Source organism: Rhodovarius crocodyli (assembly GCF_004005855.1).
Taxonomy (GTDB): Bacteria; Pseudomonadota; Alphaproteobacteria; order Acetobacterales; family Acetobacteraceae; genus Rhodovarius; species Rhodovarius crocodyli.
The window spans coordinates 144980-159187 of sequence record NZ_SACL01000007.1 but is presented as its reverse complement, the minus strand read 5'-3'; the positions used below and the strand labels follow the sequence as shown (position 1 = coordinate 159187).

Below are 14208 nucleotides of genomic sequence, written 5' to 3'. Positions count from 1 at the left end.
GCATGGTTCCATACAAGAACCGATTTTTTCCGGCAAGGGATGGGCTGACAGCCCCCGCCTCGCTACATTGAAAGGGCAGGAGAACGCATGAACGGCTGGACCGACGATCGCGCGCGCCAGGCGCTGGCAAGTCTGTGGCAGGCCGCCCTGTCAGCCGCGGACCCGCTGTCCTGCCTGCCTTCCTTCCTGCCGGAACCGCCCGCCCAGGGGCGCATCGTCGTGGTCGGCGCCGGCAAGGCCGCGGCCAAGATGGCGCTGGCGGTCGAAAAGGCCTGGGCCCACCTGCCCCTCTCGGGCGTGGTCGTCACGACCCACGGCGCGGATGTGGCCGACGCCCCCGCGAACCGGCGCATCGCCGTGCGCCAGGCGAACCACCCCACGCCTGACGCGCCGGGTGCAGCGGCGGCGGCGGAAATGCTGGAACAGGTCCGGGGGCTGGGCGAACAGGATCTGGTGCTGGCGCTGATCTCGGGCGGGGGCTCCTCGCTCTCCACCCTGCCCGCCCCGGGTCTCACCCTCGATGAATTGATCGCGGTGAACCGGGAACTGCTGCGCAGCGGCGCGCCCATCCATGAGATGAACTGCATCCGCAAGCATCTCTCGGCCTTCTCGGGCGGGCGGCTGGCGGCGGCGGCGCACCCCGCGCGGGTCGTCACCCTCGCGATCTCCGACGTGCCGGGCGATGACCCGGGCGTCATCGCCTCCGGCCCCACCGTGCCGGACCCGACCAGCTTCGCCGAGGCGAGGGCGCTGGTGGCGCATTACGGCATGAACCTGCCGCCCGCCGTCACCGCGCATCTGGCAGCCGGCGCCGAGGAAAGCATCAAGCCCGGCGACCCGCGCCTGGCGCGCGCCGAATACCGCATGATCGCCACACCCATGATGGCGCTGCGCGCGATGGCCGATGCGGCCCCTGCCCTCGGCCTCACACCCATCATCCTGGGCGATGCGCTGGAGGGCGAGGCCCGCCAGCTCGGCACCGCGCTCGCCGGTATCGCGATCTCGGCCGCCACCCACGGCGTGCCGGTGCGGGGGCCCGCCGTGATCCTCTCGGGCGGCGAGACCACCGTGACCATCCAGCCCGGCACCGATGGGCGCGGCGGGCGCGGCACCGAATGCCTGCTGGGCATGGCGCTGGCGCTGAACGGCCGCCCCGGCATCTGGGCCATGTGCGCCGACACGGACGGCATCGACGGCCGCAGCGACGCGGCGGGCGCCCTCTGCCTGCCAGGCACGCTGGCCGACTGCGGCATGGACTGCCGCGCGGCCCTGGCCGCCCATCGCAGCTATGACGTGTTCGCCGCGGCGAACACGTTGATGAAGACCGGCCCCACCCTGACGAATGTGAACGACGTCAGGGCCATCATCGTCGCCGGCCAACAGGAGTAAGCCATGTCGCGCATCCCGCTTCGCCGCTACCGCCGCACCAAGATCATCGCGACGCTCGGGCCCGCCAGCTCGACGCCCGAGATGATCGAGAAGCTGTACCGCGCGGGCGCCGATGTGTTCCGGCTGAACTTCAGCCATGGCAGCCACGAGGACCACGCGGCAAGGCTCGCCACCATCCGTGAGGTGGAGAAGAAACTCGGCCGGCCCATCGGCGTGCTGGCCGATGTGCAGGGGCCCAAGCTGCGGGTCGGCAAGTTCGCCGCCGGCCGCGTGACGCTGACGCCCGGCAGCCGCTTCCGCCTGGACCTGAACCCCACCCCGGGCGATGCCGCGCGCGTGCAGCTGCCGCACCCCGAGATCATCAACGCGGCCCGCATCGGCACCAACCTGCTGCTGGATGACGGCAAGCTGCGCCTGCGCGTGCTGCGCGCGGTCGAGAACGACCACATCGAGACCGAGGTGATCACCGGCGGCCCCCTGTCGGACCGCAAGGGCGTGAACGTGCCGGATGTTGCCCTGCCCATCCCGGCGCTGACGGCCAAGGACCGCGCCGACCTCGACTTCATCCTGCCGCTGGGCATCGAATATATCGGCCTGTCCTTCGTGCAGCGGCCCGAGGACGTGGCCGAGGCGAAGGAGATCGCGGCCGGCCGCGCCCAGATCATGGTGAAGATGGAAAAGCCCCAGGCGATCGAGAACCTGGACGGCATCCTGGCGCTGACCGACTGCGTGATGGTGGCCCGTGGCGACCTGGGCGTGGAGCTGCCCACCGAGGAAGTGCCGCTGGTGCAGAAACGCATCGTCCGCACCGCCCGCCAGCTGGGCAAGCCCGTGGTGGTCGCCACCCAGATGCTGGAGAGCATGATCACCGCCCCCGCCCCCACCCGGGCCGAGGCCTCGGACGTCGCGACCGCCGTGTTCGACGGTGCCGATTGCGTGATGCTCTCGGCCGAGACGGCTGCCGGCCAGTACCCGCTGGAAGCCGTGGAGATCATGAGCCGGATCGTGACGCGGGTGGAACAGGACGGCGGCTGGCGCCAGCTGACCGACAATTCCCGCCCCGAGACGGAGCGCAGCAGCGCCGGCGCCATCGCCGCCGCCGCCCGCCAGGTGGCCCACACCATCGAGGCCCAGGCCATCGTCACCTTCAGCAATTCCGGCAGCACCACGCTGCGGGTCGCGCGCGAACGGCCGGATTGCCCGATCCTGGGCCTGTCCACCTCCCTGCAGACGGCCCGCCGCATGGCCTGCGTCTGGGGCGTGCACCCGGCGGTGATGGAGGAAATCCACTCCATGACCGAGATGGTGCGCCGCGCGACGGCCGCCGCGCGGCTGGAAGGCTTCGCCAAGTTCGGCGAGGAGATCGTGGTGACGGCGGGCGTTCCCTTCGGCACGCCGGGCAACACCAACGCGCTGAGGGTGGCGACGGTCAAATGATCGGGTAAAAGAACGCCATGAACCGCCTCCGCGCCCTGCTCGTCGCCGCCCTTCTCGCCCTGCCGCTGGCCGGGCTGGGTATCTCCCCTGCCGCTGCCCAGCGCAGCGGCGTCTATGACGTCCGGGGCACCAACCCCGACGGCAGCGAGTACCAGGGCAGCCTGGTGCTGACCCAGGTGGGCGCCACGACGTTCCGCCTCACCTGGACGGTGGCGGGCAACAACATCGAAGGCGTGGGCATGATCAGCGGGCTGATGTTCGCGGTGGTGTTCCAGCTGGGCGAACAGACGGCCATGGGCATGTATGAGCTGAAGCCCGACGGCGAGATGAGCGGCACCTGGACGGTGGTGGGCAGCCAGGCGATCGGTACGGAAACGATCAAGCCGCACTGAGCGGCCCGTCAGGCGGCCAAGCCGTCAGGCAGCAAAAAGGCGCCGCCCCTGCCGGGGGTCGGCGCCTTTTTCATGGGAAGCAGCCTGTTTCAGGCCGCGGTCTCGCCGCGCTTCTCCTCGCGGATCTCGGCGGCCAGCTCGGCCTCCAGATCGGCGGCCAGGTTCTCGTTCTCGACCGGGCGGGGGGCGGGGATGGTCTCGGCTTCGCCGGTCGGCTCGCCGGGCTCGGCGGCCTCGTCACGCTCATGGCGGCGCTGCTGCTGCTGGGCCTGCTGGGCGGCCTGGGCGGCGTTCATGGCACCCATGATGCGGAAATAATGTTCCGCATGCTGGAAATAGGCCTCGGCCGTCACGCGGTCGCCGCCGCCGGTCGCGTCACGGCCGAGCTGGAGATACTTCTCGAACAGCTGCTGGGCCGTGCCACGCAGGCGGACATCGGGGCCGCTGCTGTCGAACACGTGGTTGCGGTTCATGGGGGGCTGGCCGTTGCCGCTGCTGCCGCCGCCACCCTGGTGGCGCTGAAAGCCGCCGCCGCCTCCGCCCTGGCGGAACCCGCCGCCACCGCCGCCGCGACCACGCATACGTTTCATGTTCATAGTTTGCGCTGTGCTTCCGTATCAGGAGCGGCTCTCGCCCTTCATTCCCGGAGGAAGAACCTCAGGGAGACTAATGTCGGAGCCGGGGAATCGCGCCGCACCACCCTAGCGAACTCCGGGGGCGCTTGCGCTTCACCCCTTGTTTGGCGTGCCGCGCGCCGGAACGCAAGCGTCCTTCATCGCGAAATCACCAATGCACGGGGTATTTCACCCAGATCGGGCCGGATCTCGCGGGTTTCAAGCCCCTGCCCCGCCATCAGGGCCGAGACATCGGGCCCCTGGCCCTGCCCCAGCTCCAGCACGGCCACACCACCGGGGGCCAGCAGCCGCGCGATCTGCGGCGCCAGCGCGCGATAGGCGTCGAGTCCGTCCGCACCGCCGTCCAGCGCGCTGCCCGGTTCATGGCCCGCGACCTCGGGCATCAGCTCCGGGATCACGGCGGCCTCGATATAGGGCGGGTTGGACAGGATCAGGTCGAACCGGCCGGTCAGCGCCTCGGCCCATTCCCCGGCCAGGAAGGCGCTGCGCCCGGCCATGCCGAGTCGGGCTGCATTGCGCGCCGCCAGCGCCGCCGCGCCCGGCCGCAGGTCGAGGCCCACGCCCCAGGCGTCGGGTATCTCGGACAGCACCGCCAGCAGCAGGCAGCCGGTGCCGGTGCCCAGGTCCAGCACGCGGCCGGCGCCGGGCCTGTGCGCCAGCGCGGCCTCCACGATGGTTTCCGAATCCGGGCGCGGGATCAGCGTGGCGGGGGAGACCTCGAAATCCAGCCCCCAAAACCCCGCATGGCCCAGGATATAGGCCAAGGGTTCCCGCCGTGCCCGCCGCGCCAGCATGGCGGTGAAGCGCGCGGAGGCCTCGGGGGCCACGGGCGCGCGCGGCTCGCGCAGCAGCACCTCGGCCGTGGTCGCCATGGCCTCGGCCAGCATCCAGCGCGCTTCCAGGCGGGGGTTCTCGATGGCGGCCGCGCGCAGCAGCTGGCCGGCCTGGCACAGCCAGGCGCCGACGCTCTCACCCGGCTCGCAGGCGCTCATTCCTCGGCCGCCAGACGGGCCGCCTCGTCCTCGGCGATCAGCGCGTCGAAGATGTCGTCCATCTCGCCCAGCATGATGCGGTCGATCTTGTGCAGGGTCAGGCCGATGCGGTGGTCCGTCACGCGGCCTTGCGGGAAGTTGTAGGTGCGGATGCGCTCGCTGCGGTCGCCGGTGCCGACCTGGCCGCGCCGGTCGGCGGCGCGCGCATTGGCCAGGGACTGGCGCTGCGCCTCATAGATGCGGGCGCGCAGCACCTTCATGGCCTTGGCCTTGTTCTTGTGCTGGGACTTTTCCTCCTGCATCGCGACCACCGTGCCGGTGGGGATGTGGGTGATGCGCACGGCGCTGTCCGTCTTGTTCACGTGCTGGCCACCGGCGCCGCTGGCGCGATAGGTGTCGATGCGCAGGTCGCTGTCGTTGATCTGCACGTCCACCTCCTCGGCCTCAGGCATGATGGCGACCGTGACGGTGGAGGTATGGATGCGGCCCTGGGTCTCGGTGGCCGGCACGCGCTGCACCCGGTGCACGCCCGATTCGAACTTCAGCCGCGCGAACACGCCCGTGCCCTCGATCTCGGCGGTGGCGCCCTTCACGCCGCCCACCTCGTTCTCGTCATAGTCGAGCACGGAGAAGCGCCAGCCCCGGTTGGCCGCGTAGCGCTGATAGGCGTTGAACAGCTCACCCGCGAAGATGCCGGCCTCGTCGCCGCCGGCGGCGGGGCGGATTTCCAGGATGGCGCTGCGCTCATCCGCCGCGTCCTTGGGCAGCAGCGCCAGGCGCATCTCGCGCTCCAGCCCCGGCAGGCCGGCATCCAGCTCGGCCAGCTCGGCCTCGGCCAGCTCCTTCATCTCGGGGTCGGCCAGCATGGCGGCGGCGTCATCGCGGGCGCGGGTCGCCTCGCGCCAGGCCTGGATGCGCTCCACCACCGGGTCCAGCGCACTCAGCTCCTTGGAGATGGCGGCGATACTGCCCCCCGGCGCGGTTTCCAGCTGGGCGCGAAGCTCCTCTGAACGGCGGGTGATCTGGTCGAGACGGGCAAGGAGGCCGGCGCTGGTCATGATCCGGCGCGGATGCCAGCGGCCCGGGGCCGGGTCAATGGGGCAGTTTGTAGTGTTTATTGCATTTCCAGTTTTTTAGTAGCATACACCACAGTCATGAGCCTCGATCGCCTGCGTGACGCCACCGCCAATCTCTCCCCCACCGCCCGGCGGGTGGCGCGCTTCATCCTGGACAACCCGGCCCTGGCATTGGCCAGTTCCGCCGCCGAGCTGGCCGCGCGCATCGGCACTTCCGACGCCACGGTGGTGCGCAGCGTGCAGGCGCTGGGCTTTTCCGGCCTGCCGGAGCTGAAGCGCGCCATGGCCGGCGAGATGGCCGCCGGCAGCCCGGCCCAGGCCCTGCGCGAAACCCTGGCCGAGGCCGGCGAGGAAGCCGGCAGCGCCATGGACCTGGCACTCGACACCCAGCGAGAGGCCGTGGAGGCCCTGGGCTCGCCCGAGGTCCGGGCCGCCCTGCGCGATGCGGTGGCCACCCTGCACCCCGCCCGCCGCGTGCTGGTCTTCGGAATCGGCCCCTCGGCGCCCCTTGCGCATTATGCCGCGCTGCTGCTGGCACGCGCCGGCCGCGCCGCCCGCGCGCTGGATGCCGCGGGCACGGCCCTGGCCGACCAGCTGCTGGACCTGGCGCCGGGCGACGCGCTGCTCGTCATGGCCTATGGCCAGCCCTACCGGGAGGTCGCGACCGTCTTTGCCGAAACGCGCCGGCTGGCCCTGCCGCTGGTGCTGGTGACGGACAGCCTGGACCGTTCCCTGGCGCGCCAGGCGGAGGTCGTGCTGCCCGTGCAGCGCGGCCAGGCGCATCGCGTGGCGCTGCACGGCGCGACGCTGGTGGCGCTGGAGGCGCTGGTGCTGGGGCTGGCCGCGCTGGACGGGCCACGCGCCCTGGGCACGCTCGACCACCTCAACGCGCTGCGCGCGGGCCTTGCCGGGGCCCGGCGCGACATCGGCTGAACCGGAGACACCCCATGAGCTGGCTCGAACTCGCGCCTACCGTCTCGGCGGCCTTCCTCGCTTCCCTGGTGGAATGCGTGGAGGCCGCGACCATCCTGCTGGCCGTGGGCCTCGTGCGCGGCTGGCGCCCGGCGCTGGCCGGGCTTGCCGCCGGACTGCTGGCGCTGGCGGCGCTGGTGCTGCTGCTGGGCCCCGCCCTGGCGCGTCTGCCGGAGCAGGCGCTGCAGCTGTTCGTGGGCCTGCTGCTGCTGCTGTTCGGCATGCGCTGGCTGCGCAAGGCCATGCTGCGGGGCGCCGGCATCATCCCCCTGCATGACGAGGAAGCGATCTTCCGCAGCGAGGCCGCCAACCTGCGCCTGGCCCGCGCCGGGGAACGCTGGGGCATGGACCCCGTGGCCTTCGTCACCGCCTTCAAGGCCGTGTTGCTGGAGGGGGTGGAGGTCGCCTTCCTGGTGCTGGCGGTGGCCGCCGGCAGCCCTGCCCTGATCGGCCCGGCCGCCATGGGGGCGCTGGCCGCGGCGGTGCTGGTGGCCATGCTGGCGGTCGCCGTCCACAAGCCCTTGGCCCGGGTGCCGGAGAATACGCTGAAATTCATCGTGGGCGTGCTGATCTCGGCCTTCGGCATCTTCTGGACCGGCGAGGGGCTGGGCATCGACTGGCCGGGCCATGACCTGGCGCTGCCGGTCATCGGGGCCGCCGTGTTGGCCGTGGCGCTGCTCGGAACCCGGATGGCCGGGCGGGAGGCACGGGCATGAGGATCATTCGCGCGATACTCGGCGAGGTCTGGGGCCTCTTCGTCGATGACGGGCGCCTGGCCCTGGCCCTGCTGCTGTGCTGCGTGGCGGCAGGCGTGCTGGCCGCCGCCACCGGCGCGGCATTGGCCGGCGCCGTGCTGCTGGCCGGATGCCTGGGGGTGCTGCTGGGCAATGTGGTGATGGCGGCGCGCCGGCGGCGCTGATGCCGCCGCTTTGGGCAGGCGATGCGCAAGACCCGCAGAAACTTGCCTCGCCCCGGATATGACAGGTCAGGTGAAGCTGCTTTGATGGACCCAGCGCCGATCGGAGCCGTCCATGCCGCATCTCGTCCTCGCCACGCTCGTCCAGCCCAACGGCAATCACCTGGCCTCCTGGCTCGCGCCCGGGGCGCAGGATGACGCCGGCACCAACATCGAGTGGTACAAGAAGATCGCGCGCATCGCGGAGGACGGGAAGCTCGACCTGTTCTTCATCGCCGACACCCCGGCGGCGCGCACCGACAACCTGCGCGCCTGGTCGCGCGCGCCGGTGTTCATGAACGTGCTGGAGCCCATCACCCTGCTCTCGGCGCTGGCGGGTTCCACCAGCCATATCGGCCTCGGCGGCACCGTCTCCACCAGCTTCTTCGAGCCCTACAACCTGGCGCGGCAGATGGGGTCGCTGGACCACCTGACGAACGGGCGCGCGGCCTGGAACGTGGTCACCTCGGCCAATGACTACGCGGCGAAGAACTATGGCCTGGACAAGCTGCCGGCCCATGCGGACCGCTATGCCCGGGCCCGCGAATTCGTGGATGTCGCCTTCCAGCTGTGGGACAGCTGGGAGGACGACGCCTTCGTGACCGACCACGAGACCTGCCAGAACTTCCTGCCCGAGAAGCAGCACCCGGTCGCGCATGACGGCGCCTATTTCCGGGTGCATGGCGCGCTGAACCTGGCCCGCCCGCCGCAGGGCCGCCCCGTCATCCTGCAGGCCGGCGCCTCCGACACCGGCAAGGAAATCGCGGCCGAGACGGCTGAGGTCGTCTTCGGCACCTCGGCCACCATCGAGGGCGCGGTCGAGTTCTACAAGGATCTGAAGGGCCGGCTGGCCAAGTTCGGCCGCACGCCGGACATGCTCAAGATCATCGCGGGCGTGACCATCGTGGTGGGCGACACAAAGGAGGAAGCCGAGGCCATGCTGGCCGGCTGGCAGCAGCTGCTGCACCCCGATGTGGGCGTGATGCGCCTGAACCAGGACCTGGAGACCGACCTGTCGGACCTGCCGCTGGACGAGCCGGTGCCCGAGAGCCGCATCCCCAGCCATTCCAACCACCACCAGGCCTATTTCGCCGAGATCGTGGGGATGATCCGCCAGGGGCTGACCCTGCGCGAGATGGCCATGCGCTACAACCGCAGCAAGGCCGTGATCTGCGGCACGCCCGCCAGCATCGCGGACGACATGCAGCGCTGGTTCGAAGCCGGCGCCTGCGACGGCTTCATGCTGACCTTCCCGGTGCTGCCGAGCTGCCTGGAGGATTTCATCGCCAAGGTGGTGCCCGAGCTGCAGCGGCGCGGCCTGTTCCGCACGGAATACGAGGGCACGACCCTGCGTGAGAACCTGGGGATTCCGCGCCCGGCCAACCGGCATGTGAAGGGCTGAACCTGCCCAGCGGGCAGGCACAACCCCGCCCGCGGGCGCAACGGGGCGCCCATCCGCGGTCGACAGCCGCCCCCGCACCCGGCCATCATGCCTCCGCCACCCCGCAGGAGACCGGCATGAGCGGCCTGACCCACGAGGAAGCCCATATCCGCGCGCCGAAGCCCGGCGCGATGATGCATCTGGCCGAACGCTCGGATGCGCGGGGGCTGGTGCAGCTGGCCATCCACCTGGGCCTGCTGCTGCTGACCGGCACGCTGGTGGCCGTGCTGCCGGGCTGGTGGAAGGCGCCCGCCATCATGGCGCTGGGCGTGGTGCAGGCCGCGCTGTTCGCGCCCTTCCATGAGACGATGCACCAGACCGCCTTCGCCACCCGCCGCCTGAACGCGATCGTGGGCTGGCTGGCGGGCGCGCCCTCCTTCTTCAACTGGCATTTCTACCAGTCCTATCACCTGGCCCATCACCGCCACACGCAGGACCCGGAGCGCGACCCCGAGCTGTCCATCCAGCCGCCGCCGGCGCGCATCGGCAACTATCTGCTGCGCCTGACCACCATTCCCTACTGGCGGTCACGCTTCCGCATCGCGGTGGACGGGCTGCGCGGCGATTACTCGGCCTATCCCTACATCCACCCGGATGCCGCGCCGCGCATCATCCGCAGCGTGCGGCTGATGGTGGCCTTCGTGCTGGGCATGGCGCTGCTGGCGGGGGTCACGCTCGGCTGGCAGGCGGTGCTGCTGTTCTGGGTGCTGCCGCAGCTGTTCGGCCAGTGCATGCTGCGCTGCTATCTGCTGACCGAGCACACGCTGTGCTCGAACGACCGCGACGGGCTGACCAACACCCGCACCATGCTGACCAACCCGGTCATGCGGCTGCTGATGTGGAACATGCCCTATCACGCCGAACACCACCTCTACCCGTTCATCCCCTTCCACCGGCTGGCGGAGGCGCATGAGGTGGTGAAGGGCCGGCTGACGCATGTGCATCCGGGCTATGTGAACTGGCACCGGCGCTTCGTGGGGCTGTTGCGGACAGGGGGCGCTGCCCCCTGACCCCCGCCAAAGGGCCCTGCCCTCTGGACACCCGCCAAGGGTCGTAACGACCCTTGGAACCCATCAGTTAACTGAAAGTATGGGAAAGGGGCTCAAAGCGCCCTGCGGCCCAGCGCGCCTTCGCAGCCCCTTCCCCATACTTTCAGCTCCCGGTTTCCAAAGGCCTTTCGGCCTTTGGCGGGGTGCCGAGGGGCAGAGCCCCTCGGTGGGGGCCCGGGGGCAAGGCCCCCGCTTCACACCGCCCCCAGGAAGCTCCGCAGTTCATCCCGCCAGAAGCGCGCGCGGTTGGTGGTGCCGTGGCCCATGGTCTGGTCGCTGGCCGGGATCAGCACGTAGCGCGCGCCCGGGATCCGCTGCATGGCCGCCTGCATCAACCCGGTCTCGGGCGGGTTGCGTTCGTCGTCGGCGGCGTTGATGGCCAGCACGCGGGCCTTGATGCGGCCCAGCAGCGGTGCCGGGTTGTAGTCGCGCGAGGCATCCCACTGCCAGATGAAGTCGTTGGCGTCGGAGCGCGCGGGCGCGGCCAGGCGTTCATCCACCAGCTTGTCCGCAGCCTCCCGCGTCGGCGCGATGCGCTGGTAATGCAGCGTGCCGCCATTGGTGGCGGCGGAGAACATCACATCCGCCAGCCGCATGCTGGGCGGCTGTGTGGTGTAATTCCCGTTGTTGTAGGCGGGGTCCTGGCGGATGGTCTCGATCAGCAGGCGGCGCATGATCCAGTTGCGACTGGCCATCTCCGTGGGCTGCGAGGCCATGGGCACGACCGCGTCCATGAAATCCGGATAGGTCACGCCCCATAGCCAGGCGTGCATGCCGCCCATGGAATTGCCCAGCACCAGCCGCAGATGCCGGATGCCCAGCCCCTCGGTCACGAGGCGATGCTGCGCCTGCACCATGTCGGCGTAGTTGTAGCGCGGGAAGCGCGCCCCCAGCCCGTCCGAGGGCTTGGAGGAGCCGGCCGCCCCCAGCGCATCGGGGATGATGATGAAATGGCGCTGGGCATCCAGCGGCTGGCCGGGGCCGAACAGCTCTCCGGCGAAGGCCTGGGACAGCATGTTGCGCGCGGAACCCGCCGTGCCGTGCAGGATCAGCACCGGCTGGCCGGTGGGCTCGCCCAGGGTGAAGTAGCGAATGCGCAGTTCGGGCAGGGTTTCGCGGGTGTGGAAGCGGAAGTCGCGGGCGATGAAGCTGCCCTCACGCGGGGTGGGGAACTCCGCGGCCTGCGCCAGCTTCACGGCGCCCAGCGCCAGGCCGGTGCCCAGCGCCACGCGCCTGGGGGTGCCGTCACCTATCATGTCCCTGCCTCCTTGCGGTGGGGCATCTCGACACAGCCGGGGGCGGGCGGCAATGCGCTCACCCCTCGATCAGGGCGCGCTTCTCCGCGATCTGTGCCGCCAGGCTGTCCATCACTGCCCGCACCCGGGGCGTATGGCGCAGATCCGGGTGGGTCAGCAGCCAGAGGTCGGAGGCATATTCCTCCACCGGCGGCGCCAGCTGGGTCAGCCCCGGCCAGGCATCGCCCAGGAAACAGGGCAGATGCCCCACACCCACGCCTGCCTCCACGGCGCGGGCCAGGCCCAGCACGGTGTCGAAGCGCCCGGCGATGCGCTCGGGCGGCACCATGGCGCGGGCGTGGCGCACCACCTTGAGGCCCGCCAGGTTCTCGCCCAGGCAGACCCAATCGGATTCAGCCAGCGCGTCATGCGGGGTGGGGCGGATGGCGGGGGCGTACAGCGCCCAGGCGATGCGCGCGACGCGGCGGCCGACCAGCGTGTCGGGCGGGTTGTCGGTGGCGCGCACCGCCACATCGGCATCGCGGCGGGACAGGTTCAGGGCGGCGTTGCCCGTGACGACATCCAGCCGGATCGAAGGGTTGGCCGCGCGGAACCGCCCCAGCATGGGCATGATCAGCTCCAGCAGGCTGTCGCTGGTGGCCAGCCGCACCTCGCCCGAGGGCGCGGGTGCCGCACCCGCCAGGCGGCGGGTCACGGCGGTGATGTCCTCATCCACGCGGGCGGCGAGGGAGGCCACTTCCTCCCCGGCGGGGGTCAGCGTGTAGCCGCTGCGGTGGCGCTCGAACAAGGGCTGGCCCAGCAGGACCTCCACCTGGCGCAACCGGCGAAACACCGTGGAATGGTCGATGCCCAGCCGGGCCGCGGCGGCGGGCAGGTTGCGGGTTTCGGCCACGGCCGCGATCAGGCGGAAATCATCCCAGGCCAGGGTGCGGGCCGGTTCCTTCACGGGGTCCCCCCAAACGCAGAAAGGGCGGCGCGAGCGCCGCCCTTCCGAGCTTAGAGGCGTGGGGCGATTCAGGCCACCGCCGGCCGGGCGCCGGCGGCCGGCACCGGGGTGCGGCGCAGGGCCAGGGCACCGTCACCGGCCAGGGCCTGCACCAGCGCGCCCACCATCAGGAAGGCCGGGTATTCCCAGCCGCCATTGGGCGCGTTGAACACCCAGCCATTGCCGGCATGCACCAGCAGCGCGCCGGCCAGCACCGGCAGCATCAGCACGGATACCAGCCGGCCATAGAGGCCCAGCACCAGGGCCACGCCGCCGATCAGCTCGGCCAGCACCACCGGCCAGGCGAGGATGGGCGGGAAGCCCACCTGGGCCATGAAGCCCGCGAAGCCCGGCACGGTGAAGACCGCGATCTTCAGCCAGGCATGGGCGATGAACATGACACCGAGCGACAGCCGAAGCAGCAGCAGGGCATAGGGGGCAAGGCGCGTATCGATCATGGGAAAATCTCCGGTTCGGGGATGCCGTCGGGGCATCTGTTGGCCGGGAGAATGACGAGGGGGCCGCCGCCGCACCATGACGAAGGCGGCAATGCCGTGATTGCATTCACGCAATAACATTGCGCTGGAAATCCCTCGGCATTGCGACAATTCCTATGGCCAACGGCGCACCGATGCGCCTCAGGAGATCGCAATCATGTCCGCTCATGGCATCCATCATGTCACCGCCATCGCCGGCAAGGCGCGGCAGAACCTCGATTTCTATACCCGCACCCTGGGCCTGCGCCTGGTGAAGAAGACGGTGAACTTCGACGATCCCGGCGCCTACCACTTCTATTACGGCGACGAGGCCGGCAGCCCCGGCACCATCCTGACCTTCTTCCCCTGGGAACACGCGGCCCCCGGCCGCGCCGGCGTGGGAGAGCTGCAGGAGACGGTATTCCGCATCCCCCAGGCCTCGATCGGCTACTGGACGCAGCGGCTGGTGAACCAGGGCGTCGAGCGCGAGACGCGCTTCGGCGAAACCCGCCTCACCTTCCGTGACCCGGACGGCATGCGCCTGGCCCTGCTCGGCATTGCGGGCATCGAGGCAGAGCCCGCCTGGGCCGGCAGCGAGGTTCCGGTGGAACATGCCATCCGCGGCTTCCACAGCGTCAGCCTGATGCTGGAGAAGACCGAGGCGACGGGCGCCATCCTGACCGACGTGTTCGGCTTCCAGGAGACGGGCCGCGAGGGCGACACCACCCGCTACGCCGTGCCGGGCACCACGCTCGGCGGGGTGGTGGACCTGCGGGCGGTGGGCGGCTTCCTGCCGGCGCGGCTCGGTCGCGGCTCGGTGCATCACCTGGCCTTCCGCGCCGCCGACGACGCGGAGGAAATGGAGATGGCCCGCAAGCTGCTGGCCAACCACGGGCTGCGCACCACCGAGCAGAAGGACCGGGACTATTTCCGCTCCGTGTACTTCCGGGAGCCTGGGCATGTGCTGTTCGAGATCGCGACCGACATCCCGGGCTTCGCCGTGGATGAACCGGCCGGGAGCCTGGGCGGCGCACTGAAGCTGCCGGCCTTCCTGGAGGGCCATCGCGCGGCCATCGAGGCGGCGCTGCCTGACCTTGGCTGAGTGTGATCGCCGCAGGTGGAAACACCGCAGGCATGAATCACACGACGATCC

Annotated in this window: 15 protein-coding genes; 9 read left to right on the top strand and 6 right to left on the bottom strand. The window is 70.6% G+C overall.

Annotation, left to right across the window (positions count from 1 at the left end; genetic code table 11):
- Positions 1–87: 87 nt before the first annotated feature.
- From EOD42_RS18770 to EOD42_RS18760, 3 genes are read left to right on the top strand one after another with little or no spacing between them, the layout of a single operon-like run.
- A complete protein-coding gene (locus EOD42_RS18770; RefSeq protein WP_127789112.1) occupies positions 88–1389 on the top strand; it encodes a glycerate kinase type-2 family protein in 1302 nt (433 codons plus the stop codon).
- 3 nt (positions 1390–1392) lie between these two features.
- Positions 1393–2826: a pyruvate kinase gene (pyk, locus tag EOD42_RS18765; protein ID WP_127789111.1), complete on the top strand. Its 1434-nt coding sequence runs from the start codon at positions 1393–1395 to the stop codon at positions 2824–2826.
- Between the two features lie 17 nt (positions 2827–2843).
- The gene (locus EOD42_RS18760; protein WP_127789110.1) at positions 2844–3218 is read left to right on the top strand and encodes a hypothetical protein; all 375 of its coding nucleotides are present in this window, start codon (positions 2844–2846) and stop codon (positions 3216–3218) included.
- Between the two features lie 89 nt (positions 3219–3307).
- Here EOD42_RS18760 and EOD42_RS18755 read toward each other — a convergent pair whose 3' ends face one another.
- The 3 genes from EOD42_RS18755 to prfA form a co-directional block, all read right to left on the bottom strand.
- Positions 3308–3814, bottom strand: a complete 507-nt coding sequence (locus EOD42_RS18755) for a DUF4167 domain-containing protein (protein ID WP_206020396.1) — start codon at positions 3812–3814, stop codon at positions 3308–3310.
- A gap of 176 nt (positions 3815–3990) precedes the next feature.
- Positions 3991–4845: a peptide chain release factor N(5)-glutamine methyltransferase gene (gene prmC / locus EOD42_RS18750; protein WP_127789109.1), complete on the bottom strand. Its 855-nt coding sequence runs from the start codon at positions 4843–4845 to the stop codon at positions 3991–3993.
- The gene (gene prfA / locus EOD42_RS18745) at positions 4842–5903 is read right to left on the bottom strand and encodes a peptide chain release factor 1 (protein ID WP_127789108.1); all 1062 of its coding nucleotides are present in this window, start codon (positions 5901–5903) and stop codon (positions 4842–4844) included. Before prfA ends, prmC begins: the two co-directional genes overlap by 4 nt.
- Positions 5904–5999: 96 nt before the next feature.
- Here prfA and EOD42_RS18740 point away from each other — a divergent pair, with 96 nt between their 5' ends.
- The 5 genes from EOD42_RS18740 to EOD42_RS18720 all read left to right on the top strand — a co-directional run bounded on the left by EOD42_RS18740 (position 6000) and on the right by EOD42_RS18720 (position 10299).
- Positions 6000–6854 carry a MurR/RpiR family transcriptional regulator gene (locus EOD42_RS18740; RefSeq protein ID WP_164868014.1) on the top strand — a complete coding sequence of 285 codons (855 nt, stop codon included), beginning with the start codon at positions 6000–6002 and terminating at the stop codon, positions 6852–6854.
- 14 nt (positions 6855–6868) lie between these two features.
- Positions 6869–7609 (top strand): TMEM165/GDT1 family protein, encoded by a 741-nt coding sequence (locus EOD42_RS18735; protein ID WP_127789106.1) that lies wholly within the window; start codon positions 6869–6871, stop codon positions 7607–7609.
- Positions 7606–7812, top strand: a complete 207-nt coding sequence (locus EOD42_RS18730) for a hypothetical protein (RefSeq protein WP_127789105.1) — start codon at positions 7606–7608, stop codon at positions 7810–7812. The genes EOD42_RS18735 and EOD42_RS18730 overlap by 4 nt, the downstream gene beginning before the upstream one ends.
- 112 nt (positions 7813–7924) lie before the next feature.
- Entirely contained in the window at positions 7925–9250 is a 1326-nt protein-coding gene (locus EOD42_RS18725; protein ID WP_127789104.1) for an LLM class flavin-dependent oxidoreductase, read from the top strand.
- Positions 9251–9366: 116 nt separating this feature from the next.
- A complete protein-coding gene (locus tag EOD42_RS18720) occupies positions 9367–10299 on the top strand; it encodes a fatty acid desaturase (protein ID WP_127789103.1) in 933 nt (310 codons plus the stop codon).
- Between the two features lie 233 nt (positions 10300–10532).
- On the opposite strand, the gene EOD42_RS18715 is transcribed toward EOD42_RS18720, so the two are convergent.
- The 3 genes from EOD42_RS18715 to EOD42_RS18705 all read right to left on the bottom strand — a co-directional run bounded on the left by EOD42_RS18715 (position 10533) and on the right by EOD42_RS18705 (position 13037).
- Complete coding sequence (locus EOD42_RS18715; protein WP_127789102.1) at positions 10533–11594, bottom strand: alpha/beta fold hydrolase; 1062 nt, start codon at positions 11592–11594, stop codon at positions 10533–10535.
- Positions 11595–11652: 58 nt separating this feature from the next.
- Positions 11653–12540, bottom strand: a complete 888-nt coding sequence (locus tag EOD42_RS18710) for a LysR family transcriptional regulator (protein WP_127789101.1) — start codon at positions 12538–12540, stop codon at positions 11653–11655.
- A 68-nt stretch (positions 12541–12608) separates the two neighbouring features.
- A complete protein-coding gene (locus tag EOD42_RS18705) occupies positions 12609–13037 on the bottom strand; it encodes a DoxX family protein (RefSeq protein WP_127789100.1) in 429 nt (142 codons plus the stop codon).
- A 196-nt stretch (positions 13038–13233) separates the two neighbouring features.
- Between EOD42_RS18705 and EOD42_RS18700 the strand changes: the two genes are divergently transcribed.
- Positions 13234–14157 (top strand): ring-cleaving dioxygenase, encoded by a 924-nt coding sequence (locus EOD42_RS18700; RefSeq protein ID WP_127789099.1) that lies wholly within the window; start codon positions 13234–13236, stop codon positions 14155–14157.
- Positions 14158–14208 lie beyond the last annotated feature (51 nt).

Coding starts and splice junctions, on each gene's coding strand:
- EOD42_RS18735 (WP_127789106.1), top strand. CDS start 6,869: ATGAGCTGGCTCGAACTCGCGCCTACCGTCTCGGCGGCCTTCCTCGCT.
- EOD42_RS18720 (WP_127789103.1), top strand. CDS start 9,367: ATGAGCGGCCTGACCCACGAGGAAGCCCATATCCGCGCGCCGAAGCCC.
- prmC (WP_127789109.1), bottom strand. CDS start 4,845: ATGAGCGCCTGCGAGCCGGGTGAGAGCGTCGGCGCCTGGCTGTGCCAG.
- EOD42_RS18715 (WP_127789102.1), bottom strand. CDS start 11,594: ATGATAGGTGACGGCACCCCCAGGCGCGTGGCGCTGGGCACCGGCCTG.
- EOD42_RS18705 (WP_127789100.1), bottom strand. CDS start 13,037: ATGATCGATACGCGCCTTGCCCCCTATGCCCTGCTGCTGCTTCGGCTG.
- EOD42_RS18755 (WP_206020396.1), bottom strand. CDS start 3,814: ATGAACATGAAACGTATGCGTGGTCGCGGCGGCGGTGGCGGCGGGTTC.
- EOD42_RS18730 (WP_127789105.1), top strand. CDS start 7,606: ATGAGGATCATTCGCGCGATACTCGGCGAGGTCTGGGGCCTCTTCGTC.
- EOD42_RS18760 (WP_127789110.1), top strand. CDS start 2,844: ATGAACCGCCTCCGCGCCCTGCTCGTCGCCGCCCTTCTCGCCCTGCCG.
- EOD42_RS18740 (WP_164868014.1), top strand. CDS start 6,000: ATGAGCCTCGATCGCCTGCGTGACGCCACCGCCAATCTCTCCCCCACC.
- pyk (WP_127789111.1), top strand. CDS start 1,393: ATGTCGCGCATCCCGCTTCGCCGCTACCGCCGCACCAAGATCATCGCG.
- prfA (WP_127789108.1), bottom strand. CDS start 5,903: ATGACCAGCGCCGGCCTCCTTGCCCGTCTCGACCAGATCACCCGCCGT.
- EOD42_RS18770 (WP_127789112.1), top strand. CDS start 88: ATGAACGGCTGGACCGACGATCGCGCGCGCCAGGCGCTGGCAAGTCTG.
- EOD42_RS18700 (WP_127789099.1), top strand. CDS start 13,234: ATGTCCGCTCATGGCATCCATCATGTCACCGCCATCGCCGGCAAGGCG.
- EOD42_RS18725 (WP_127789104.1), top strand. CDS start 7,925: ATGCCGCATCTCGTCCTCGCCACGCTCGTCCAGCCCAACGGCAATCAC.